Here is a 24073-nt window from a genome sequence, read left to right on the forward strand (position 1 = left end):
GTCCACCCCTGTGATTCTCTGTTTTGCGCACGAATGATACGCGCGCCCGATCGCGCTGTCTTGCAGAAAGTACTGAAAATCGGTGCGTCAGAACAGGGCGGCCTGCTCCGGCCAGTCTGGCGCGGGGTCGACGGCGGGGAGCCGCTGTTGCAGCTGTTGCCAGATCTTCTGCGCCTGCTGCGGGGCGTCGCTGCAATCCGGGGTGTGGATGAACAGGAACGGCGGGTGATCGGCCTGCCAGTCGGCCAGCTTGCTAAACCACGGCGTGAACCAGCGCAGGTTGTCCGCCAGTTGGTCACCGCCGATGAAGCGGATGATCGGCCGGTCGGCGGTGCAGTGCGCGTGCACCGGCAGCTGGGGTTTCTTGCGCTGGGCATCCCGCACCGCCGCATTAGCCGGATCGGCATGGTGCACCGGGCGGCTGTCGAGCATCACGCGGTTAATGCCGCGCTGCTGCAACCCCTGATTGAGCCGCCGCTCCTCCTCGCCCTTGGCGAAAAAGGCCGGGTGGCGCACCTCCACGCCGTAACTGAAGCCAGCGGGCAGGCCATCCAGAAAGCGCCACAGCGCCGGCAGCCCGGTCGGGCCAAAGGCGGCGGGCAGTTGCAGCCATAGCTGGCCGAGGCGGCCAGTGAGCGGTGCCAGACAGCGGAAGAACTCCTCCACCAGCGCATCGCAATCGCGCAGCGCGGCCTGATGGCTGATGGTGGCAGGGAACTTGAAGCAGAAGCGGAAATCGTCACTGGTCATGTCGCGCCAGCGCAGCACGGTTTCGGCGTTCGGCAGGGCGTAGAAGGTGGTGTTTCCCTCCACGCAGTTGAAGTAGCGGCTGTAGTCGGCCAGCGTATGCAGGCCGATACGGTGCCAGGCGGTGTGCTGCCACTGTGGCAGTCCAATATACATGCAGGCGTCCCTCCGGCAATGCGCCGCCGGGCGGCGCAGGGTAAAACGTTACTCCGCCAGTGCGGCCAGCACCTGGTCGGTAGTGCGCACCCGGCTGATGCGCGGGAAGATGACGTTAACGCTGCCGAGATGCTGCTCGGCATTGTGGGCGCTGCACGCATCCTCAACAATCACCTGAGTATAGCCATGCTCCCAGCCGCTGCGGGCAGTGGACTCCACGCCAATGTTGGTGGCGATACCGGCCAGCACCAGTGTATCAATGCCGCGGCGGCGCAGTTGCAGGTCAAGGTCAGTGCCATAGAAGGCACCCCACTGGCGCTTGATGATGCTGATGTCGCTCTCCGCCACCTGCAACGCCGGGGCGAACTCCCACCAGTCGGCGGGCAGCGCGCGCGCGGGGGTCGGCTGGTCAACCGGCTGCTTGAGCGCCTCGGCATAGCCCGCAGACCAGCCAACGCGCACCAGAAACACTGGCGCGCCCAGCTCACGGAAGCGCGCCGCCAGACGGGCGCTGTTGTCCACTACCTGTTGGGCGGTGTGGGGGCCGCCGGCGAAGGGCAAAATCCCCTGTTGCAGGTCAATCAGAACCAGCGCGGTGGTGGTAGGGCGAAGTGTCAGCATGGTGGCTCCCTCAGTTGGCGTGGGTATCAGGGGGCAGTGGCCCCGCGTCACGAGTTTATGTTACGGGGCGGGCAAAAGGGCGGCAAATTTGTTAAATGATGTGTGGTGACAAGCGCCTGCCGGCCATTTTGTCCGTGCCAGACCCCTGCTTCACTCTTATCGGGCGCGTGAATTTCCTTTATAATGACCGCCTTTTTTCACCAGCTATGACACTATAAACGCGATGCCGATTTACGAATATGCATGCCAGACCTGTGATCACCGGTTAGAAAAGTTACAGAAGGTGTCTGCGGCACCCCTGACCGAGTGTCCGGCCTGCGGCAAACCGACATTGACCAAACTCATCTCTGCGGCCGGTTTCCAGCTCAAGGGCACCGGCTGGTATGCCACCGACTTCAAGCCGGGCGGCAGCAATACCGGCAAGACCGCCGCGGATAAGTAACAGCACACTAGAAACAGCAGCACCGGCCGGGCGAGCGCCCGCCGTTTCATCGGCTGAGTTAAAGGATATCGTTATGCGTACTGAATATTGTGGACAGTTGAACCTGTCCCATGTGGGCCAGGAAGTGACCTTGTGTGGTTGGGTAAACCGCCGTCGCGATTTGGGTGGCTTGATCTTCATTGATATGCGCGACCGCGAAGGGATTGTCCAGGTGTTCTTCGACCCTGACCACCAGGCCGCTTTCGCTCAGGCTTCAGAACTGCGTAATGAGTTCTGCATCCAGATCACCGGCACCGTGCGCGCGCGCCCGGAGAGCCAGATCAACAAAGAGATGGCGACCGGCGGGGTGGAAGTGTTCGCCCACAGCCTGAACATCATCAACCGTGCCGAGCCGCTGCCGCTGGACTCCAACCAGGTCAACAGCGAGGAGCAGCGCCTGAAGTACCGCTACCTCGACCTGCGCCGCCCGGAGATGGCTGACCGCCTGAAGACCCGCGCCAAAATCACCAGCTTTGTGCGCCGCTTCATGGATGAGCACGGCTTCCTGGACATCGAAACCCCGATGCTGACCAAGGCGACGCCAGAGGGCGCGCGTGACTACCTGGTGCCGAGCCGCGTGCACAAGGGCAAGTTCTACGCGCTGCCGCAATCCCCGCAGCTGTTCAAGCAGCTGCTGATGATGTCTGGCTTCGATCGCTACTACCAGATCGTGAAGTGCTTCCGTGACGAAGACCTGCGTGCTGACCGCCAGCCGGAGTTCACCCAGATCGACGTCGAGACCTCCTTCATGAACGCCGAGCAGGTGCGTGAGGTGATGGAGAAGCTGGTGCGCAACCTGTGGCTGGAAGTGAAGGGCGTTGATCTGGGCCAGTTCCCGATCATGACCTTCGCCGAGGCGATGCGCCGCTTTGGCTCTGACAAGCCCGACCTGCGCAACCCGCTGGAGCTGGTGGACGTGGCGGATCTGGTGAAGGACGTGGAGTTCAAGGTCTTCTCCGGCCCAGCCAATGACGCCAAAGGCCGCGTGGCCGCCATCCGTGTGCCGGGTGGCGCGCAACTGAGCCGCAAGCAGATTGACGAGTATGGCAAATTCATCGAAATCTACGGCGCGAAGGGCCTGGCCTATATTAAAATCAATGAGGCGGCGAAGGGCCTGGAGGGCGTGCAAAGCCCGGTGGCCAAGTTCCTCAGCGAAGAGGTGCTGGCCGCGCTGCTGGCGCGCACTGGCGCGACCGATGGCGACATCCTGTTCTTCGGCGCGGACAGCGCCAAAGTGGTGACCGACGCGCTGGGCGCGCTGCGCCTGAAGCTGGGCCGCGATCTGCAACTGACCCGCGAAGGCACTTGGGAGCCGCTGTGGGTGGTGGACTTCCCGATGTTTGAAGAGGATGGTGAGGGCGGCCTGGCCGCGATGCACCACCCATTCACCGCGCCGCGCGACATGACACCAGACGAGCTGAAAGCCAACCCGACCGCTGCCATCGCCAATGCCTATGACATGGTGCTGAACGGCTACGAAGTGGGCGGCGGCTCGGTGCGTATCCACCGCGGTGAGATGCAGCAGACAGTGTTCAGCATCCTCGGCATTAATGAGCACGAGCAGCGTGAGAAGTTTGGCTTCCTGCTCGACGCGCTGAAGTTCGGTACCCCGCCGCACGCCGGTCTGGCCTTCGGCCTGGATCGTCTGGTGATGCTGCTGACCGGCACTGACAACATCCGTGACGTGATCGCCTTCCCGAAAACCACGGCGGCCGCCTGCCTGATGACCGAGGCGCCAAGCTTCGCCAACCCGGCATCGTTGCAGGAGCTGGCAATCAGCGTGGTGAAAAAGGGCAGCGACAGCGAAGAGCAAGCCTGATGGGCCATAAGCGCCCTGAATCGGTGCTGGTGGTGATCTACGCCCAGTCCACCGGCCGGGTGCTGATGCTTCAGCGGCGGGATGACCCGGACTTCTGGCAGTCGGTGACCGGCAGCCTGGAGGCCGGGGAGCCGCCGCACCAGACGGCGCAACGAGAGGTGATGGAGGAGACCGGCATCAACATTGCTGGCGAGTCTCTGACGCTGGTGGATTGCCAGCGTTGCATTGAGTTCGAGATCTTCCCGCACCTGCGCCACCGTTACGCCCCGGGCGTGACCCGCAATAAAGAGCACTGGTTCTGCCTCGCGCTGCCCGCGCAGCGTGAGGTGATGATTGCGGAGCACCTTGCCTACCAGTGGCTGGACGCCGCGGATGCCGCGGCCCTGACCAAGTCCTGGAGCAACCGGCAGGCGATAGAAGAGTTTGTTAATTATTCAGCCTGAACAGGCTATTTGGAGATTCATATGGCAGGTCACAGTAAATGGGCCAACACAAAACACCGCAAAGCGGCACAGGATGCCAAACGCGGTAAGATCTTCACCAAAATCATCCGGGAGCTGGTGACCGCCGCCAAACTCGGCGGCGGCGATCCGGGTTCAAACCCGCGTCTGCGCGCGGCGATTGACAAGGCGCTCTCCAACAACATGACCCGTGACACCCTGAACCGCGCCATTGCCCGCGGTGTGGGCGGTGAAGATGATTCCAACATGGAAACCATCATCTATGAAGGTTACGGCCCGGGCGGCACCGCCGTTATGGTTGAGTGCCTGAGTGACAACCGCAACCGTACCGTGTCCGAAGTGCGCCACGCCTTCACCAAGACTGGTGGCAACCTCGGCACCGACGGCTCCGTGTCCTACCTCTTCGCCAAGAAGGGCGTGATCAGTTTCGCGCCGGGCCTGGATGAAGACACGGTGATGGAAGCGGCACTGGAAGCGGGCGCGGAAGACATCGTCGGCTATGACGATGGCGCCATCGACGTCTTCACCGCCTGGGAGAGCCTGGGTGACGTGAAAGACGCGCTGGAAGCCGCCGGTTTCAAAGCGGATTCCGCTGAAGTCTCCATGATCCCGTCCACCAAGGCGGACATGGATGCCGAGACCGCGCCGAAACTGCTGCGCCTGATCGACATGCTGGAAGATTGCGACGACGTGCAGGAAGTTTACCATAATGGTGAAATTTCCGACGAAGTGGCCGCGACCCTGTAAGGCGTTTCGCCCGCAGCAAGGCCCGATGCCGGACACCTGTCCGGCATCTTTTTTTTGGCCGGGTGCCACGGCACCCACCGCCTGCCCCGGCAGGCACAACCACAGGGCAAACCGACGCCATGTCAATTATCCTGGGCATTGACCCCGGTTCACGCATCACCGGTTATGGCGTCATCCGCCAGCAGGGCCGGCAACTGAGCTACCTCGGCAGCGGCTGCATCCGCACCAAGGTGGACGACTTGCCGAGCCGCCTGAAGCTGATCTACGCCGGCGTATGCGAAATCATCACCCAGTTCCAGCCCGACTTTTTCGCCATCGAACAGGTATTCATGGCGAAGAACGCCGATTCGGCGCTGAAGCTCGGGCAGGCGCGTGGGGTGGCGATCGTCGCCGCCGTCAACCACGACTTGCCAGTGTTTGAGTATGCCGCCCGTCAGGTGAAACAGACGGTGGTCGGCACCGGCGCGGCCGAAAAGAGCCAGGTGCAGCACATGGTGCGCTCGCTGCTCAAGCTGCCCGCCAATCCCCAGGCCGACGCCGCCGATGCGCTGGCGATCGCCATTACCCACTGCCATCTGAGCCAGAATACGCTTAAGATGAGCAGCGAACGGCTTCAGTTGGCGCGCGGCAGGCTGCGCTGACCACAGGCTGGATATTCATCCAGCCTTTTTTATGTTATAAACAGCGCAGTTAGTTATTCTGCCGCCTCGCCACCACGATTTTCAGGCCGGGGCCGGCATCATTCGCGAAGGGGAACATTGTGATCGGTCGTCTCAGAGGAGTCATTCTGGAGAAGCAGCCACCGCTGGTGCTGCTGGAAACGCAGGGCGTGGGCTACGAAGTGCATATGCCGATGACCTGTTTCTATGAGCTGCCGGAACTGGGGCAGGAGGCAGTGATCTTCACCCAGTTCATCGTGCGCGAAGACGCCCAGTTGCTCTATGGCTTCAATGACAAGCAGGAGCGCGCGCTGTTCCGCGAACTGATCAAGGTCAATGGCGTCGGGCCGAAACTGGCGCTGGCCATCCTCTCCGGCATGTCGGCACAGCAGTTTGTGCGTGCCGTGGAGAAAGAGGAGATCACCGCGCTGGTGAAACTACCGGGCGTCGGCAAAAAGACCGCCGAACGGCTGGTGGTGGAGATGAAAGATCGCTTCAAGGGCCTGAACGGCGACCTATTCAACAGCGTCAGCGACATTCCGCTGCCGCAGGCGGAAGAGGCACGTCAGGAGGCGGACGCCGAAGCCGAGGCCGTCTCCGCGCTGGTGGCGCTGGGCTACAAACCGCAGGAGGCCAGCCGACTGGTCAGCAAGGCGGCCAAGCCGGGCGCTGACTGCGAAACATTGATCCGTGACGCCCTGCGCGCCGCGCTGTGAGGTGACCCATGATTGAAGCTGACCGCCTGATCGCCTCCACGGCCATCACCGAAGAGGAGGTGATTGACCGTGCCATTCGCCCGAAAATGCTCAGCGAGTACGTCGGGCAGCCGCATGTGCGCGAGCAGATGGAGATCTTTATCCAGGCCGCCCGCCAGCGTGGTGACGCGCTGGACCACCTGCTGATTTTCGGCCCGCCGGGGCTGGGCAAAACCACGCTGGCGAACATTGTCGCCAATGAAATGGGCGTCAATTTGCGCACCACCTCCGGCCCGGTGCTGGAGAAAGCCGGCGATCTGGCCGCCATGCTGACCAACCTCGAGCCGCATGACGTGCTGTTCATCGATGAGATCCACCGCCTCTCGCCAGCGGTAGAGGAGGTGCTCTACCCGGCGATGGAGGATTACCAGCTCGACATCATGATTGGTGAGGGGCCAGCCGCCCGCTCGATCAAAATCGACCTGCCGCCCTTTACGCTGGTGGGTGCCACCACCCGCGCTGGTTCCCTGACCTCGCCACTGCGTGACCGTTTCGGCATCGTGCAGCGGCTGGAGTTCTATCAGGTGAAGGATCTGCAACACATCGTTAGCCGTAGCGCCCAGTGCCTGGGGCTGTCGCTGTCGGAAGAGGGCGCGCACCAAATCGCCTGCCGCTCGCGCGGCACGCCGCGTATCGCCAACCGCCTGCTGCGCCGGGTGCGTGACTTCGCCGAAGTGCGCTCCAATGGCAGCATTGACGGCACGGTCGCTGGCAAGGCGCTGGACATGCTGGACGTGGATGGGCAGGGTTTCGACTTTATGGACCGCAAACTGCTGCTGGCCATTATCGACAAATTCACCGGCGGCCCGGTGGGGCTGGACAACCTGGCGGCAGCCATCGGCGAGGAGCGCGAAACCATTGAGGACGTGCTGGAGCCTTTCCTGATCCAACAGGGCTTTATCCAGCGCACGCCGCGTGGGCGCATCGCCACCCTCCATGCCTACCGGCACTTTGGCATTGAACGGCCCGAGTAAAATCAGGCGAAGTGAAACAGTGAAAAGGCGCCCGCAGGCGCCTTTTTACTGTGTTGGGATCAGGCAGGTTGCCGCCGGTACAGGCTCAGCAGGAACAGCAGCGCGGCGCACAGCACCACCGAGGGGCCAGCCGGCGTGTCATAGAAGGCGGAGAAGGCCAGCCCACCAGTAACGGCCGCCATGCCGACACCCACTGCCACCGTCGCCATCTGCTCGGGCGTGCGGGCAAAGCGGCGCGCGGTGGCCGCAGGAATAATCAGCAGGGAGGTGATGATCAGCGCGCCGACGAATTTCATCGACAGCCCGATGGTCAGCGCCGTCACCAGCATCAGGATGATGCGTACCCGTTGCAAATTCACCCCATCCACATGCGCCAGCTCCGGGCTGATGGTCATGGAGAGCAGGGCGCGCCACTGCCAGCAGAGCACGGCCAGTACCACCGCCACGCCAATCCCAATCATCCAGATGTCACTGAGGGTGACCGACAGCAGATCGCCGAACAGGTAGGCCATCAGATCCACCCGCACATTGGACATCAGGCTCACCACTACCAGCCCCAGCGACAGCGCGCTGTGCGCCAGAATGCCGAGCAGGGTATCCACCGCCAGGTGCGGCTTGCGCTCCAGCCACACCAGCAGCAGCGCCAGCACTAGCGTTACCGCAATCACCGCATAGAACGGATTGACGTTGAGCAGCAGGCCAAACGCCACCCCCAGCAGCGAGGCGTGGGCCAGCGTGTCGCCAAAGTAGGACATGCGCCGCCACACCACAAAGGAGCCGAGCGGCCCGGCCGCGCCGGCCAACAGAATGCCGGCCAGCCAGCCGGGCAACAGCAATTCAATCATCTTTCACGCTCCCTGCGCGCGCCTGTTTGGGGCTTTTCAGCACAATGCGGCCCTGTAGATCGTGGCGGTGGTTATGGTGGTGGCGGTAGATCGCCAGTTGCTCCGCGCCGCGGTTGCCAAACATGGCGATGAACTCCGGGTGCATCGACACCACCTCCGGCGTGCCGGAGCAGCAGATATGCTGGTTGAGGCAGAGCACATCATCGGTTTTCGCCATCACCAGATGCAGGTCATGGGAGACCATCAGCACCGCGCAGCCCAGCTCGCGGCGCAGCTGATCGATCAGGTCATACAGCGCCAGCTGGCCGTTGACATCCACCCCCTGCGTCGGCTCATCCAGCACCAGCAGTTGTGGCTGGTTGAGCAGGGCGCGCGCCAGCAGCACCCGCTGGGTTTCGCCGCCGGAGAGCTTCTGCATCGGCTGATCCTGTAAGTGCGCCGCCTGCACCCGCTTGAGCGCTGGCAAAATATCGGCTTTTTTCACGCCCGGTTTCAGGCGCATAAAGCGGCTGACCGTCAGCGGCAGGGTGGCGTCGAGGTGCAATTTTTGCGGGACATAGCCAATGCGCAGCCCGCCCTCACGTACCAGACGGCCGCCGGTCGGCGCAATCAGGCCGAGCACCACGCGCACCAAGGTGGATTTGCCCGCGCCATTGGGGCCGAGCAGGGTGAGGATTCGCCCCGGCTTCAGCGCCAACGAAATATCGGAGAGAACCTGCCGGTTGCCGAAGCTAACCGACACTTTCTCAAGGTTGACCAATGTGGACATAGTGATTACATCTTGCAGTAAAATTCGAATGTTATAATATTACGTTTCACAAAATAAAACGACGAGATAACTCATTATGATACAAAAAAAGCGCTGGTTGCCTGTGGCCTTTTTGGGCGCAGCGGCTCTGGTTGCCGCTTCTCTGAACACGGCCTCGGCCGCGGTGGTCACTTCCGTCCGTCCGCTGGGCTTTATCGCTGCGGCAATTGCCGATGGCGTAACGCCGACGGAGGTGCTGTTGCCAGATGGCGCATCAGAGCATGACTATGCCCTGCGTCCGTCCGATGTGTTGCGCATCAACAAGGCGGATCTGGTGGTGTGGGTCGGGCCGGAGATGGAGGCCTTCATGACCAAAAGTCTGGCGCAACAGCCTGCCAGCTGTCAGCTTTCACTGGCCGCACTGCCGACAGTAAAGCCGCTGTTAGTGCGGGATGCGCACGATCATGATGAGCAAGGCGAGGAACATCACGATCATGGCGCAGAAGCAGCTGAAAATCATGCGCATGACCATGACGAAGATCACCATCATGGTGAATACAATATGCACCTGTGGCTCTCTCCGGAGATTGCAAAACAGGCAGCAATTGCAATTCACGACAAATTAATTGAACTCATGCCGCAAAACAAAGACAAATTAGACGCGAATTTGCGTGAGTTTACGGTTAACCTTGCGCAAAGCCAGCAAAATATTGCTACTATGCTGGCACCCGTGCAGAACAAAGGGTATTTCGTTTTTCATGACGCCTATACGTATTTTGAAAAACAGTTTGGCCTCAGCCCGCTGGGCTATTTTACGGTCAACCCTGAGATTCAGCCCGGTGCACAGCGTTTACATCACATTCGAACAGAGCTGGTTGAGCGAAAAGCGGTCTGCGTTTTCGCTGAGCCACAATTCAGGCCGGCCGTCATTACAGCCGTTGCGCAAGGGACCGGTGTCAAAATGGGCACCCTTGATCCACTTGGCAGCGGGCTGACACTGGATAAACAGAGCTATATGACCTTCCTGTCACAAATAGCCCGCCAGTACGTGAGCTGCCTGGAGTAAACAGAGGATAACATCACGTGCAGCAACTAGCCCGCGCTATTGCCTTGGCATACAACAACTTACCGCGACCCCACCGTGTGATGCTGGGATCGCTGACCGTGGTAACCCTGGCCGTCGCTGTCTGGCGGCCTTTTGTTTACCACCCCGAACAGAACCCCATCGTGCGCAACGTCGAGCTGGATGCCGAGCAGCTCCGCTCCCTGTTGCCGGAGGCCAGTGAGCCGATAGACCAGCCGGCACCGGAAGATGACATTCCGCAAGATGAAATCGATGAAAAAGTCGAAGGTGAGCAGGGCGTGCATGAGTACGTCGTCTCCACCGGCGACACCCTCAGTAGTATCCTTACCCAGTATGGCATTGAGATGGCAGACATCTCGACCCTGGCGCAACAGAACAGCGAGTTGCGCAACCTCAAGGTCGGCCAGCAACTCTCCTGGACGCTCACTGATGGCGGTGACCTGCAACGCCTGACGTGGGAAATGTCGCGCCGTGAAACCCGCACCTATGACCGCACCCCCACCGGTTTCAAGATGTCGATGCAGACCCAAGAGGGCGAGTGGAAAAACAGCGTGATTACCGGTCGCCTTGACGGCAGCTTCGTCGGCAGCGCCCGTGCTGCGGGCCTGAGCAGCGGTGAGGTCAGCTCGGTGGTTAAGGCGCTCCAGTGGCAGCTTGACTTCAAAAAGCTGCGCAAGGGCGACCAATTCTCGGTGCTGATGTCCCGTGAGCGTCTGGAGGGGCAGAGCGAGCAGAGCCAGCTGCTGGGCGTGCGGATGCGCAGCGGCGACAAGGATTACTACGCCATCCGCGCCGAAGATGGCAAATTCTACGACCAGCAAGGCTCCGGGCTGGCGCGCGGCTTTATGCGCTTCCCGACCATCAAGCAGTTCCGCGTCTCCTCCAACTTTAACCCGCGCCGCGTTAACCCGGTGACCGGGCGCATCGCGCCGCACAAGGGCGTTGACTTCGCCATGCCGGTCGGCACACCGGTGCTGGCCGTAGGCGACGGCGAAGTGGTGGTCGCGAAACGCAGCGGCGGCGCCGGTAACTACGTTGCCATTCGCCACGGCCGCCAGTACATGACCCGCTACATGCACCTGCGTAAAATTCTGGTGAAACCGGGCCAGAAAGTGAAACGCGGTGACCGCATCGCGCTTTCAGGCAACACCGGCCGCTCCACCGGCCCGCACCTGCACTATGAGATCTGGATTAACCAGCAGGCCGTCAACCCGCTGTACGCCAAACTGCCACGTTCGGAAGGGCTGAGCGGCAAGGATCGCAGCGACTATCTGGCGACGGTCAAAGAGGTGATCCCGCAGTTGCAGCTGGATTAATTTTATTTGCCGCGGGTGATTTCATCCGCGGCTTTCACTTTTTCATTTTGCTGGCCGGCGTATTGCGGGCCGGGCAGGCGCTTTTCCGTTTAGCTCTGGTGCATTGCAAAATTCTGCTTCGCAATTATCATTAGCCGACTGAAAAGACATTGAGTTTTCGCATGCAAACAGAGAATAGATCGAACGTAGAGTTTATCCCGCAATTCCAAAAGGCCTTTTACCATCCGCGCTACTGGGGCGTCTGGCTGGGGGCTGGTGTCATGGCGGGAATGGGTTATGTGCCAACCTGGATCCGCGACCCTTTTCTGGGGAGCCTGGGCAAGCTGGTGGGCAAATATGCAGGCAGTGCCCGCCGCCGCGCCCGCATCAACCTGCTCTACTGCATGCCAGAACTGACTGAAGAGGCCCGTGAGTCGATCATTGACCAGATGTTCGCCACCGCGCCGCAATCGATGATTTTGATGGCGGAACTGGCCTGCCGCGCGCCGGAGAAGGTGCAGCAGCGGGTGCGCTGGCATGGGCAGGAGGTGATTGACAACCTGCGCGCCGAGGGGAAAAACATCATCTTCCTGGTGCCCCACGGTTGGGCAGTGGACATCCCGGCGATGCTGATGGCCGCCGATGGTCAGCCAATGGCCGCCATGTTCCACAACCAGAGCAATGCGCTGGTGGACTATTTGTGGAACACCGTGCGCCGCCGTTTCGGTGGCCGGATGCATGCGCGCAATGACGGCATCAAACCTTTCATCAGCTCGGTACGTCAGGGCTACTGGGGGTACTACCTGCCGGATCAGGATCACGGCGCGGAGCACAGCGAGTTCGTCGACTTCTTCGCCACCTACAAGGCGACGCTGCCAGCAGTGGGACGGTTGATGAAGGTGTGCCGGGCTTCGATCGTGCCACTGTTTCCGGTCTATAACGGTAACGAGAGCCGGTTGGACATCTATGTCCGCCCGCCGATGGACGATCTGGCGACTGCCGACGATCCGCGTATCGCCCGCCGGATGAATGAAGAGGTGGAGAATCTGGTGCGTCCGAACCCGGAACAGTACACCTGGATTTTGAAGCTGCTGAAAACCCGCAAGCCGGGGGAGAAAGAGCCCTACAGCCGTGATGAGCTCTATCCGCGCAAGAAGAGTTAACATGACGCCCGGCCATACGCCGGGCGTTTTTTTATACGCTTACCGGGCGCGTCTTTAAAAACCACCGCATCAGCCCCAGCCACAGCACACCCGCCAGCGCATTGTAGAGCGAGAACGCCCCATTGCCGCCATGCAGGTAGAGCTGCTTGGCCAATTCAATGCCGCCAGCGTAGAGCGCAATGGTGATCATTCCCACCGCCGCCGCCACCGTGCCTTTGCCCACTGGGCTGCTGAACAGCGTCAGGCGATACAGCCCGGCGTTGATTAGACCCGTGCCGAAGGCGTAGAGGCTCAATCCCGCCACGCTGAACAGCCACTGGTGCGGATCGATCACGGCCGCCGCCGCAGCCAGCGCCAGCCCGCCAATGATTGGCCAGACACCCAGCCACAGCGGCCGCTCAATGCTTACCCGGCCGCTAATTTTGCCCAGCAGCAGGTTGCCAATGATCAGCGACACAAAAATGGGCACCTGCGCCAGCCCATACTGCCAGGGCGTTATGCCGCCATCCTGCATCAAAATTACCGGTGATTGCGCCACCCATGCCAGCAGAGGCAGGGCGGAGAAACCGATGGCCAGCGAGCCGCACAGCGTCCGGCGGTTGCCCAGCACGTGCCGGTAGTCAGTGAGCAGGCGCGCCGACGAAAAGCGCTGGCCGCGGTTGCCCGCCGTCTCTGGCATCGCCCGCCACAGTCCCCACAGCGCCAATGCCGCCAGCAGCGCAAACAGCCCAAACATCGACTTCCACGGCGCAAGGTGGATAAAGGCCGCACCCGCCACCGGCCCCAGCAGCGGGGCGATCAGGGCGATATTAGCCATCAGAGCCATCATCTTCAGGCTCAGCGTCTCAGCAAAGGCCTCCTGAATGGTGGCGTAGCCCACGGCACCGATAAAGCAGAGGCTGATGCCCTGCAAAAAACGCATCAAGATAAACTGCTCGATGCTCTGCACCCACAGCGTCAGCAGACAGGTGGTGACAAACAACGCCACGCCCGCCAGCATCACTGGCCGGCGGCCAAGCTGGTCGGAGAGTGGGCCAAGCAGCCACTGCAACGTCATGCCGCCCAGCAGGTAGGCGGTGAGCGAGGTGGAGACCCAGTCGCTGCCGACGCCAAAATCCTTGACCACCTGCAACATGCCGGGCTGGATCATGTCGTGGGCGATATAGGTGGCGAACTCAAACAGCACCAGCGAAAGGGGAAATAGCCAGTGGCGGCGCGTCATGGCCGCAGCCGGCGTATAGGAGGTACTCATGGATCCAGCGTCCCTTCAAAAGAGGCCAAAACAGAAAAAGCGCGGCCAGGGGCCGCGCCATCATGGACAGACAACGTACCGATCAGGGGCGGAAGGCCGCAATCGGGTTCTTCAGCGTACCGGCAAATTTCAGGTTCTGCGCCGGGTCGGCCAGGTTGATCATCTGCTTGTTGTTCGCCAATTGCAGGCGGTTCAGGCAGGAGTGGTCAAACTCCTCACAGAACAGATCGTAGCGGGCGAACTTGGCCTCCAGCGCCGGGTGCGTGGCTTGGTAGTCGCTGATGGTGTCCGCCACCACCTTCCAGAAGCGATCTTCGCTCAGGTGCATCTCCTGATGCAGGATGCGCGCCATAAAGCGGAAGAAGCAGTCAAACACATCGGTGAAAATTGACAGCAGTTTCAACGGCTCTGGCACTGTTACCGCCACGCGGCGCGCCTTCTCCGGCAGGTCGGCATCCGGGTTCATCACCGCGATCTCCTCGGCAATGTCCTTCATCCAGGCCCGAACCGGCACGTTCCCCTCAAACTCCAGGATCAGGTTCTCGCCGTGCGGCATAAACACCAGATCGTAGGTGTAGAAACAGTGCACCAGCGGTGCGAGGTAGCACTGGAGGTAGCGCGCCAGCCACGCCTCGGCGCTCAGGCCGGAGTCGGCAATCATCGCTGGCAGCACGCCGTGGCCAGCGTCATCCACGTGCAGCAGCGCGGCCATGGTCATCAGGCGGCGGTTGGCGGGCAGGTTGGCCGCCGGGTTGTCACGCCACAGGGCGGCGAACATCTTTTTATATGGGCTGTCCGCGCTGATGGCCGACTCAAAATAGCTGTTGCGATAGCCGATGGAGGCCACCTCGCGCAGGATGCCAAACCCGCAACCTTGCAGGTAGCTGTCCTGCTGCACCAGTTCCGCCAGCCACTCGTTGATGCCCGGCGTGGTCGCCATGTAGTAGGGCGACAGGCCACGCATAAAGCCCATATTGAGAATCGACAGCGCGGTTTTGACGTAGCGCTTCTGCGGCTGGGAGACGTTAAAGAAAGTGCGGATCGACTGTTGCGCCAGATAGTGATCTTCGCCACGCCCCAGAGAGATTAGGTGGCGGTTGGCGATGTCCGGCGCGAAGACCGTCAGCAGTTTGTTGTGCCATTGCCAAGGGTGAACCGGCATAAAGAAGTAGCGCGCCGGGTCAACGCCGTGCTCGCGCAGTTGCGCGGTGAAGGCCGCGATCTGCTCATCGCCCAGCTCCTCGCGCATCAGCTGTGAGTAGCTGAGGCCGCTGAGGCTGGCGAACGTGGCCTTGCTGTCATGCACCGCTACCCAGATCAGCGCCACTGGCGAGGCGGCCTCCGGCGCGTAGTGCAGGTAGTCATTGGCATCAAAACCAATGCGGCCGTTGTTGGCGATAAAGCAGGGGTGCCCTTCGCTCATGGTGGTTTCAACGGTCTGGAAATCCGCCTGCGTCAGCGCGGCGGCATCCGGGGCGTTGCGCGTCATCTTGAAGGCGCTGCCCGCCAGGGTGCTGGTGATCTCCTCCATGTAGGTCGGCAGCAGGGCCTGGGTGATGCCAAGCTGCTCACTGAACTCAATGATGAATTGCAGCGCGTCCAGCGGGCGCGGCGACAGGTTCTCCAGCCGGCTCAGGGAGGGCAGGTCAATCAGCCAGTCGTTGAGTGAGAGGATCTTCGCGCGGAAACGGTACTCCACCTCGGAGCCGGGCACCGGCAGGCGGTAGTGGCCCCAGCCATGTTTCTCCACCATTAATTCTGGCGCAATCAGCCGCTCGTGGGAAAACTCCGCCAGCGCCTTGCGCAGCAGCAGCGCATTGGCCTGCGCCCAGTGCGGCGCGTGCAGGTGTTCGCCAGCCTGATAGGCCGCAGTGCGGGCAACGGAATCGGTCATCGGGTACTCCTGGGGTTCAGTGGTCACGGCCGCCGGGTCGCGGTAGCCGGGGTAATCTTCCCGGCGGCAGAAGGCCAGCCAGGCGGTTTTGTGCGGCAGTGTCACGGTATGCTGGTAGACAAAGCCGGCGCGCCGGTTGAGGCGGTGGATCTTCTCATTGCGCACATCCGGCTCCACCACCACCCGTGCCACCTGCGGCAGGCTAAAGATGTAGTCCATCACGGTGGTGAACACCTGCCAGCTAAAGCCCGGCAGCGGGGCGTCGGCGGGTGCCAGCAGCAGGTGCATACCGTAATCATCCGGTTGTGCCGGGTAGTAGCGGCCAATCTCATCCTCACTGGCGTGGTAGAACTCCATCAGGAATGCCGGTTCGCCATTGACCTCACCCATCAGGGCGGCGTGCGGATCGCGCTGCGTCAATTCACGGTAGAAAGTCTCGACCTGCGCCTGCGTGCTGTCGAGCATTCCCCAGAAGCTGGCATACGCCTGCGTCATCCAGCCGTGCAGAATGGCGGCATCCTCTGGCAGGCGCAGCGGCCGCAGGCGGAACTCGCCGGCCGGGCGGTGGCAGTTGAACAGCGTCTCCATCATTGGCCTCCGATTTTGTGGGTGCAGAAGGTCTGGAACGCGATGCGCTGTTCCACCGGATAGACCTCGCGGCCCAGCATCTCGCGGATCAGCGTGCTATTGCGATAGCAGGCCATGCCCAGATCCGGCGTGACAAAGCCGTGGGTGTGCAGCTCGGCGTTCTGGACGAAGATCTCATTGCGGTCGTCAATGCTGTAATTGCGGTTGACGGCAAAGCGCCCCTTCTCATCACGCTGGATGCGCGCCGTAATCCCCTCGAGGAAGTCAGGCTGGCGATAGGCGTAGCCGGTCGCCAGAATCAGCGACTCGGTGCGGTGGCGGTAGCTTACCTGCTGCTCCTGCTGCATCAGCTCCAGTTCCAGCTCGCCACTGCTGCGCCACTGGAGGCCGGTCAGCTCGGCATGGGTATAGAGGTTGACATCCAGCGGGCCATTCAGGCGCTTGGTGTACATCAGGTCATAGATGTCATTGATCAGGCTGCTATTAATGCCTTTGTACAGCCCTTTCTGTTCGCGGTTGAGCTGGTCGCGCTTCGCCATCGGCAGGGCATGGAAGTAGTCGATGTACTCCGGCGAGGTCATCTCCAGCGTCAGTTTGCTGTACTCCAGCGGGTAGAAGCGCGGTGCACGGGTGATCCAGTTGAGCTGGTAGCCATGCTGGTCAATCTCGCCCAGCAGGTCATAGAAGATCTCCGCCGCGCTCTGGCCGCTGCCCAGCACGGTGATGGAGCGACTCTGCTGCATCGCCTCTTTGTTTGGCAGGTAGGCGCTGGAGTGGTGCAGTTTGTCCGCCAGCGGCTTGGCGCAGGGCGGCAGCCAGGCGGATGGCCCGGTGCCCAGCACCAGCCGGCGCGCCAGCAATTCAGAGACCTCGCCGCTGCGGGTGTCGCGGGTGCGCACGCAGTAGCAACCAAGCGCCTCATCATGACTGACGTGCTCGACGCGGGTGTTGAAGCGCAGGTTCGGCAGTTGCGCGCAGGCCCACTGGCAGTACTGGTTGAACTCCTTGCGCATCATGAAGAAGTTTTCACGGATGTAGAAGGAGTAGAGTTTGCCCTGCTGCTTCAGGTAGTTAAGGAAGCTGTAGGGGCTGGTGGGGTCGGCCAGCGTCACCAGATCGGCCATAAAGGGCGTCTGGAGCGTGGCGTTCTCCAGCAACATGCCGGTGTGCCAGTCGAAGCCGGGGTTCTGGTCAACGAACAGGCCATCAAGTTCTGCGATCGGCGCGGTCAGGCAGGCCAGCCCGAGGTTGAAGGGGCCGATGCCGATGGCGATAAAGTCATGAATGTGCTTGGACATGGGATCACTCGCTCATCATCTTGGATAGGGTATTGGCGGTCAGTTCCTTGCCGTAGTGCACCACCAGATCAATCACCTCCTCAACGTCCGCCAGGGTGGTGGTCGGGTTGAGCAGGGTGAACTTCAAATACTGGCGCTGCTGTACCTTGGTGCCAGCCACCACCGCATTGCCGGCGCGGAAGATCGCCTTGCGGATGTCGGCATTGATCTGGTCGATGACCTCCGCTGGCAGCGACTGACGCGGCACAAAACGGAACACCTGGGTGCTCAGCTCTGGCTGGTGCAGCACGTCAATGTGCGGGTGGGCCGCCAGCTTCTGGTGCACCTCGGCCGTCAGGTCGAGCAACTGGTCGAAGGCTTCGCCCAGCTTTTTCTCACCCATGATGCGCAGCGTCAGCCACATCTTCAGGGCATCGAAGCGCTTGGTGGTCTGGATGCTTTTGTTGACCAGATTGGGCGTACCCTCCAGCTTGGCGCTCAGCGGGTTGAGGTAGTCGGCATGGCAGGTGACATGCTCCAGATGCTGGTGGTCACGCACAAAGAATGCGCCACAGCTCACCGGCTGGAAGAAGGATTTGTGGTAATCGACGGTCACCGAATCAGCGTGGCGGATGCCATCAATGCGCTGGGCAAAGCGCTGGGAGACCAGCAGCCCGCAGCCGTAGGCGGCGTCCACATGCATCCAGACGCGGTGGCGCTGGCACACCTCGGCAATGGCGTTCAGCGGGTCGATGCTGCCGAAGTCAGTGGTGCCGGCGGTGGCAACCACCGCCAGCGGAATGTTGCCCTCGGCCAGACACGCCTCGATGGCCTGTGCCAGCGCCTGCGGATCCATGCGGAAGGCGTTGTCGCTCGCCACCGGTACTACGGCGTTGTAGCCTAGCCCCAGCAGCGCGGCTGACTTCTGGATGCTGAAGTGGCTGACACCGGAGCTGAAGATGCGCCAGCGGCCAGCATCGGCCGGCAGGCCCTGATATTTGATGCTGTGCTCAGGGTGGGTGCGTTTGCAGTGGCTGTCGCGCGCCAGCAGCATTGCCATCAGGTTGGACTGGGTACCGCCGCTGGTAAAGATGCCATCCGCCTGCGGGCCAAGGCCCATTTGGTCAAGCGTCCAGTCAATCACCTTCTGCTCAATCAGCGTACCGCCAGCGCTCTGGTCCCAGGTATCCACGGAGGAGTTGATGCTGGAGAGGATGGTCTCACCCAGCAGGGCTGGCAGGACCAGCGGGCAGTTGAGGTGTGCCACATACTTGGGGTGATGGAAGTAGACCGCGTCACGCAGGTAGAGCTGCTCCAGCTCGCGCAGTGCCGCCGCGGTGTCACCCAATGGCTGGTGCAGATCCACCTGATTAAAGGCGCTGACCAGTTCATTGGGCAATATTCCACTGAAGGGTTTTTCCGTGCCATCAATATGGTCTTTGACCAGTGACAACGCTTGGGTAATTTGTTGTTGCCATTCAGCGGAGCTATCCTGGTTAAATATAAACGAGGCGGCCGTCCGGTTATTTTCCTGGCTCTCAACACTGGCGTGAGCGTGTTTCATTTCATACATAATATGACCCTGTCTTTATTTCCCGGTGAGGCAGGCGCGTGCGCTGGCCTTCCCCTGGATAAGAGATGAATAGCAAAGTGGTAATCGTTCTGGCGTGCCGCGTCCGGCGCCCGCGAAGGGCGTCTGTCAGTCAGAGGGCAGGGCAGAAAATCGAGCAGCAGATGAATTCAAAATTTTCGTATAAAGTGAAATCCTTACAAGTCAAAAGGTAAGCGCAGGTTTAACCTTGCCGAGCATTATAAATGCAAATCATTATCATTCAAGTTATCAATACGAAAATGTGAGGGAAAAGAGGAGAGGCGGCCAAAAGTGTGATGAAGGTCACGATTTTCAGCGGGATAAATATTAACAAATGTAATTGAAAATAAGAAAGATCCGCAATTTTCCTAGAGGAAGTGCAAGCAAATTTTCTCAATGTTGTTTCTTATTTGGTTGATGGCCAAGGAAAGGCGTTTATTAATCGGCAAAGTCGGATAGGGGTAATTCCCTGCTTTATTAGAGGGGATATTTTAAAATATATTTTGAACAGAGAAGAGAAGGCGGAAATAAAAAGCCGGCCAAGAAGGCCGGCTGGTAAGAAGGTAAACCGGTTACTCGACGCGTAATACGCGGCTGGTATTGGTGGTGCCGGTCGTGCTCATCACATCGCCCTGAGTGACAATCACCAGATCGCCGGAGAGCAGGTAGCCTTTGTCTCGCAGCAGGTTGACGGCGTCATGCGCGGCGGCCACGCCATCATTGTTGCTGTCAAAGTAGACCGGCGTCACGCCACGGTAGAGCGCCGTCAGGTTGAGCGTATGCTCATGGCGGGACATGGCGAAGATCGGCAGGCCAGAGCTGATGCGCGACATCATCAGCGCGGTGCGGCCCGATTCCGTCATCGCGATGATGGCGGTGACACCCTTCAAGTGGTTGGCGGCATACATTGAGGACATGGCAATCGCCTCCTCAATGTTCTCAAACTGCACGTCCAGCCGGTGCTTGGAGACATTGATGCTCGGAATCTTCTCCGCGCCCAGACAGACACGCGCCATCGCCGCCACCGTCTCGGCCGGGTACTGGCCAGCGGCGGTCTCGGCAGAGAGCATCACCGCGTCAGTGCCGTCCAGCACGGCGTTGGCGACGTCCATCACTTCGGCGCGGGTCGGCATCGGGTTGGTGATCATCGACTCCATCATCTGGGTGGCGGTGATCACGGCGCGGTTGAGGGTGCGGGCGCGGCGGATCAGCTTCTTCTGGATGCCCACCAGCTCTGGGTCGCCAATCTCAACGCCCAGATCGCCACGCGCCACCATCACTACGTCGGAAGCGAGGATGATGTCATCCATCGCGGCGTCAGAGGAGACCGCCTCGGCGCGCTCCACCTTGGAAACAATTTTGGCATGGCAGCCAGCGTCACGCGCCAGACGGCGGGCATAGTTCAAGTCTTCACCGGTGCGCGGGAAGGAGATGGCGAGATAGTCGACGCCAATCTTGGCGGCGGTAACGATGTCCGCCTTGTCCTTCTCGGTCAGCGCCTCAGCCGACAGGCCGCCGCCCAGCTTGTTGATGCCCTTGTTGTTGGAGAGCGGGCCGCCGACGGTCACCTCGGTGAACACCTTCATCCCCTGGACTTCCAGCACCTTCAGCTGCACCCGGCCATCGTCCAGCAGCAGAATATCACCCGGCACCACATCGCCCGGCAGCCCCTTGTAGTCAATGCCGACGCGCTCTTTGTCGCCTTCGCCCTTCGCCAGATTGGCATCCAGCAGGAAGCGGTCGCCGACGTTGAGGAACACTTTGCCTTCGCGGAAGGTGGAGACGCGGATCTTCGGCCCCTGTAGATCCCCGAGGATGGCGACATGGCGGCCCAATCGGGCAGCGATCTCGCGTACCTTGTTGGCGCGCAGCTGCTGGTCTTCCGGGGTACCGTGGGAGAAATTGAGGCGGACTACGTTCGCGCCTGCGGCAATAATTTTTTCCAGGTTATTGTCGCGGTCGGTAGCCGGCCCCAGCGTGGTGACAATCTTGGTTCTTCTGAGCCGTCTGGACATGTATAACTCCGTTCACTGGTAAAGCATGGGGTTTCCCCAGATTTAAGGATAACCAAACAATGCTGTGGCTGTAATTTTACGACAAAACTGTTTCATCTGCGTGAAACATCCTTGCCCGCTACTGTTAGCAGGGTATGCCTTTCCCGATCCATTATCGAGAGGGGGGACAACGTTTTCCGCATCTTTTGTGCGCATGATTCATTCGCTGCCGGGCTCGCGCGGGGAGAGGGCATCCTTATCGTAGCGGGACTCCTTCAACGCTTCCTTGACCCGCTTGAGGTTGTCGCGAAAGCGTGCGCCGCGCCGCAGGGTGAAGCCTGTGGCCAGCACGTCAATCAGCGTCAGCTGCGCGATGCGCGACACCATCGGCATATAGACATCGGTATCCTCTGGCACATCCAGCAGCAGCGGCAGGGTCGCCTCGCGCGCCAGCGGCGTGTCACGGGAGGTGAGGGCAATCACGGTGGCGTCGTTCTCGCGCGCCAGTTGCGCCAGCTCGACCAGACTTTTGGTGCGCCCGGTATGGGAGATCAGCACTACCACATCCCCCTCGCTGGAGTTCATGCAGCTCATGCGCTGCATCACGATGTCATCGAAGTAAACCACCGGGATGTTGAAGCGGAAAAATTTGTTCATCGCGTCATGGGCGACCGCCGCTGACGCGCCCAGCCCGAAGAAGGAGATCTTCTTAGCCTGGGTCAGCAGGTCGACCGCCCGGTTGATGGCGGCGATGTCCAGCGTGGTTTTGACATGGTCGAGGATGGCCATCACCGACTCAAAAATTTTATCGGTGTAGGCGTCCACGCTGTCCGCCTCTTCCACATTGCGGTTTACGTATGGCGTACCATTGGCCAGACTTTGTGCGAGGTGCAGCTTAAAATCCGGGAAGCCCTTGGTGTTCAGCCGGCGGCAGAAACGGTTGACGGTAGGCTCACTGACCTCCGCCAGTCGGGCCAGGGTGGCGATGCTGGAGTGAATGGCAGTCTGCGGGGAGGCGAGGATGACCTCAGCCACCTTGCGCTCTGACTTACTCAGGCGATCCAGGTGGGTCTGGATAGTTTCCAGCGTATTCATTGTTTAACAGTCCATGGTTTTGTCGATTTCAACCAAAGGAGAAATCAATGCCGGTTTAATGAAAATATACTACGAGCTGAAAGGCGTTGGCACCGGCGGGACGAGATAATCCCCTCTTTTTTCACCAGAATTTGAACTGTGTCTAACTTTCATATTGGTAAAAGGGTGTCAAAAACGTCAGAAAATTACATGATAGGCGGGCAGGGTTGCTTACTCTTTTTCCACACCCAGCCAAGGTGTAATTTTTGGACGTTTATTAAGGCCTTAGATCCGGGTTTACGGGTTGCGGCCAAACAGAGTACATTATTCATGTAAGAAAATTACAAATATCCTGCAATGAGGAGAAGAACATGGCGGTAACCTCTACAGCCCAGGCCTGTGACCTGGTTATTTTCGGCGCGAAAGGCGATTTGGCGCGCCGCAAATTGCTGCCCTCCCTATACCAGCTCGAGAAAGCCGGCCATATTCATCCGGAGACCAAAATCATCGGCGTTGGCCGTGCGGATTGGGACAAAGCGGCCTACACCAAAGTGGTGAAAGAGGCGCTGACAACCTTCATGAAAGAGAAGCTGGACGACCAGCTGTGGGAAACCCTCAGCGCCCGTCTGGATTTCTGCAACCTGGATGTCAATGACAAAGAGCACTTCGCCAACCTTGGCAAGATGCTTGACCAGGAAAACCGCGTCACCATCAACTATTTCGCGATGCCGCCGAACACCTTTGGCGCCATCTGCCGCGGCCTTGGCGAAGCGGGCCTGAACCAGGACCCGGCGCGCGTGGTCATGGAGAAACCGCTGGGCACCGACCTGGAGTCCTCCCGCGTCATCAACGACCAGGTGGCCGAGTACTTCAACGAATCCCAGGTCTACCGTATCGACCACTACCTTGGCAAAGAGACCGTACTGAACCTGCTGGCGCTGCGTTTCGCCAACTCACTGTTTGCCCATAACTGGGATAACCGCACCATCGACCACGTGCAGATCACCGTGGCGGAAGAGGTGGGCATCGAGGGCCGCTGGGGTTACTTCGACAAAGCTGGCCAGATGCGCGACATGATCCAGAACCACCTGTTGCAGATCCTGACCATGATCGCCATGTCGCCGCCGGCTGACCTGACCACTGACCGCATCCGTGATGAGAAGGTGAAAGTGCTGCGCTCCCTGCGCCGCATTGACCAGAGCAACGTGCGTGAAACCACGGTGCGCGGCCAGTACACCGCTGGTTTCGTGCAGGGCAAAAAGGTGCCGGGCTACCTCGAAGAGGAGGGCGCCAACAAGTCCAGCAATACCGAGACCTTTGTCTCCATCCGTGTGGACATCGACAACTGGCGCTGGGCCGGCGTGCCGTTCTACCTGCGTACCGGCAAACGCCTGCCGACCAAGTGCTCCGAAGTGGTGGTCTACTTCAAGAACCCAGCGCTCAACCTGTTCCGTGACTCCTACCAGCAACTGCCGCAGAACAAGCTGACCATCCGCCTGCAGCCTGATGAAGGGATCGACATCCAGGTGCTGAACAAGGTGCCGGGGCTGGAGCACAAGCACCGCCTGCAAACCACCAAGCTTGACCTGAGCTTCTCCGAAACCTTCCACCAGCAGCACATCGCCGATGCCTATGAGCGCCTGCTGCTGGAAGCGATGCGCGGCATTCAGGCACTGTTCGTGCGCCGTGATGAGGTGGAAGAGGCGTGGAAGTGGGTTGACTCCATCATGAACGCCTGGTCGGCGGACAACGAGGCACCGAAGCCTTACCAGTCCGGCACCTGGGGGCCAGTCGCATCGGTGGCGATGATCACCCGCGATGGCCGTTCCTGGAACGAGTTTGAGTAAC

21 protein-coding genes are annotated in these 24073 nt (G+C 60.4%); 11 read left to right on the plus strand and 10 right to left on the minus strand.

The window, feature by feature from the left end:
- Positions 1 to 87 precede the first annotated feature (87 nt).
- Positions 88 to 903, minus strand: coding sequence for a DUF72 domain-containing protein (locus ACK3SD_RS08095; RefSeq protein WP_481127398.1), 816 nt, complete (start codon positions 901 to 903; stop codon positions 88 to 90).
- Between the two features lie 48 nt (positions 904 to 951).
- Positions 952 to 1524 (minus strand): hydrolase, encoded by a 573-nt coding sequence (locus ACK3SD_RS08100; protein WP_481127399.1) that lies wholly within the window; start codon positions 1522 to 1524, stop codon positions 952 to 954.
- 223 nt (positions 1525 to 1747) lie between these two features.
- On the opposite strand from ACK3SD_RS08100, the gene ACK3SD_RS08105 reads away from it, so the two are divergent.
- The 7 genes from ACK3SD_RS08105 to ruvB all read left to right on the plus strand — a co-directional run bounded on the left by ACK3SD_RS08105 (position 1748) and on the right by ruvB (position 7420).
- The gene (locus ACK3SD_RS08105; RefSeq protein ID WP_137763064.1) at positions 1748 to 1966 is read left to right on the plus strand and encodes an FmdB family zinc ribbon protein; all 219 of its coding nucleotides are present in this window, start codon (positions 1748 to 1750) and stop codon (positions 1964 to 1966) included.
- 73 nt (positions 1967 to 2039) lie between these two features.
- Entirely contained in the window at positions 2040 to 3824 is a 1785-nt protein-coding gene (aspS, locus tag ACK3SD_RS08110; RefSeq protein WP_481127400.1) for an aspartate--tRNA ligase, read from the plus strand.
- Positions 3824 to 4267: a dihydroneopterin triphosphate diphosphatase gene (gene nudB, locus ACK3SD_RS08115; RefSeq protein ID WP_137763066.1), complete on the plus strand. Its 444-nt coding sequence runs from the start codon at positions 3824 to 3826 to the stop codon at positions 4265 to 4267. Before aspS ends, nudB begins: the two co-directional genes overlap by 1 nt.
- Before the next feature lie 21 nt (positions 4268 to 4288).
- On the plus strand, positions 4289 to 5032 hold the full coding sequence (locus ACK3SD_RS08120; protein WP_481127401.1) for a YebC/PmpR family DNA-binding transcriptional regulator: 744 nt from the start codon (positions 4289 to 4291) through the stop codon (positions 5030 to 5032).
- Between the two features lie 119 nt (positions 5033 to 5151).
- Positions 5152 to 5673 (plus strand): crossover junction endodeoxyribonuclease RuvC, encoded by a 522-nt coding sequence (gene ruvC / locus ACK3SD_RS08125; RefSeq protein ID WP_481127402.1) that lies wholly within the window; start codon positions 5152 to 5154, stop codon positions 5671 to 5673.
- Between the two features lie 119 nt (positions 5674 to 5792).
- Entirely contained in the window at positions 5793 to 6407 is a 615-nt protein-coding gene (ruvA, locus tag ACK3SD_RS08130) for a Holliday junction branch migration protein RuvA (RefSeq protein ID WP_137763069.1), read from the plus strand.
- Positions 6408 to 6415: 8 nt separating this feature from the next.
- A complete protein-coding gene (gene ruvB / locus ACK3SD_RS08135) occupies positions 6416 to 7420 on the plus strand; it encodes a Holliday junction branch migration DNA helicase RuvB (RefSeq protein WP_481127403.1) in 1005 nt (334 codons plus the stop codon).
- Positions 7421 to 7479: 59 nt separating this feature from the next.
- Here ruvB and znuB read toward each other — a convergent pair whose 3' ends face one another.
- Together znuB and znuC are read right to left on the minus strand one after the other, a co-directional pair.
- On the minus strand, positions 7480 to 8265 hold the full coding sequence (gene znuB / locus ACK3SD_RS08140) for a zinc ABC transporter permease subunit ZnuB (RefSeq protein ID WP_137763071.1): 786 nt from the start codon (positions 8263 to 8265) through the stop codon (positions 7480 to 7482).
- Positions 8258 to 9034, minus strand: coding sequence for a zinc ABC transporter ATP-binding protein ZnuC (gene znuC / locus ACK3SD_RS08145; protein ID WP_481127404.1), 777 nt, complete (start codon positions 9032 to 9034; stop codon positions 8258 to 8260). Before znuC ends, znuB begins: the two co-directional genes overlap by 8 nt.
- Before the next feature lie 76 nt (positions 9035 to 9110).
- Here znuC and znuA point away from each other — a divergent pair, with 76 nt between their 5' ends.
- The 3 genes from znuA (at position 9111) to lpxM (ending at position 12555) form a co-directional block, all read left to right on the plus strand.
- Positions 9111 to 10079 carry a zinc ABC transporter substrate-binding protein ZnuA gene (znuA, locus tag ACK3SD_RS08150; protein WP_481127405.1) on the plus strand — a complete coding sequence of 323 codons (969 nt, stop codon included), beginning with the start codon at positions 9111 to 9113 and terminating at the stop codon, positions 10077 to 10079.
- A 17-nt stretch (positions 10080 to 10096) separates the two neighbouring features.
- Positions 10097 to 11413 (plus strand): murein DD-endopeptidase MepM, encoded by a 1317-nt coding sequence (gene mepM, locus ACK3SD_RS08155; protein WP_481127406.1) that lies wholly within the window; start codon positions 10097 to 10099, stop codon positions 11411 to 11413.
- Positions 11414 to 11574: 161 nt separating this feature from the next.
- Complete coding sequence (lpxM, locus tag ACK3SD_RS08160) at positions 11575 to 12555, plus strand: lauroyl-Kdo(2)-lipid IV(A) myristoyltransferase (protein ID WP_481127407.1); 981 nt, start codon at positions 11575 to 11577, stop codon at positions 12553 to 12555.
- A 31-nt stretch (positions 12556 to 12586) separates the two neighbouring features.
- Here the strand turns inward: lpxM and ACK3SD_RS08165 are convergent, their stop codons facing one another.
- From ACK3SD_RS08165 to ACK3SD_RS08190, 6 genes are all read right to left on the minus strand, one after another.
- The gene (locus ACK3SD_RS08165) at positions 12587 to 13807 is read right to left on the minus strand and encodes an MdfA family multidrug efflux MFS transporter (RefSeq protein WP_481127408.1); all 1221 of its coding nucleotides are present in this window, start codon (positions 13805 to 13807) and stop codon (positions 12587 to 12589) included.
- A gap of 82 nt (positions 13808 to 13889) precedes the next feature.
- Entirely contained in the window at positions 13890 to 16292 is a 2403-nt protein-coding gene (locus tag ACK3SD_RS08170; protein ID WP_481127409.1) for a GNAT family N-acetyltransferase, read from the minus strand.
- On the minus strand, positions 16289 to 17587 hold the full coding sequence (locus tag ACK3SD_RS08175) for a lysine N(6)-hydroxylase/L-ornithine N(5)-oxygenase family protein (RefSeq protein ID WP_481127410.1): 1299 nt from the start codon (positions 17585 to 17587) through the stop codon (positions 16289 to 16291). The genes ACK3SD_RS08170 and ACK3SD_RS08175 overlap by 4 nt, the downstream gene beginning before the upstream one ends.
- Before the next feature lie 4 nt (positions 17588 to 17591).
- Entirely contained in the window at positions 17592 to 19130 is a 1539-nt protein-coding gene (locus tag ACK3SD_RS08180) for a pyridoxal phosphate-dependent decarboxylase family protein (protein ID WP_481127519.1), read from the minus strand.
- Positions 19131 to 19729: 599 nt separating this feature from the next.
- The gene (gene pyk, locus ACK3SD_RS08185) at positions 19730 to 21172 is read right to left on the minus strand and encodes a pyruvate kinase (protein WP_137763080.1); all 1443 of its coding nucleotides are present in this window, start codon (positions 21170 to 21172) and stop codon (positions 19730 to 19732) included.
- Positions 21173 to 21370: 198 nt separating this feature from the next.
- Positions 21371 to 22246 (minus strand): MurR/RpiR family transcriptional regulator, encoded by an 876-nt coding sequence (locus ACK3SD_RS08190; RefSeq protein WP_481127411.1) that lies wholly within the window; start codon positions 22244 to 22246, stop codon positions 21371 to 21373.
- A gap of 350 nt (positions 22247 to 22596) precedes the next feature.
- On the opposite strand from ACK3SD_RS08190, the gene zwf reads away from it, so the two are divergent.
- Complete coding sequence (gene zwf / locus ACK3SD_RS08195) at positions 22597 to 24072, plus strand: glucose-6-phosphate dehydrogenase (RefSeq protein WP_481127412.1); 1476 nt, start codon at positions 22597 to 22599, stop codon at positions 24070 to 24072.
- Position 24073 lies beyond the last annotated feature (1 nt).

This window comes from Chimaeribacter sp. YP20170169, from assembly GCF_056739715.1.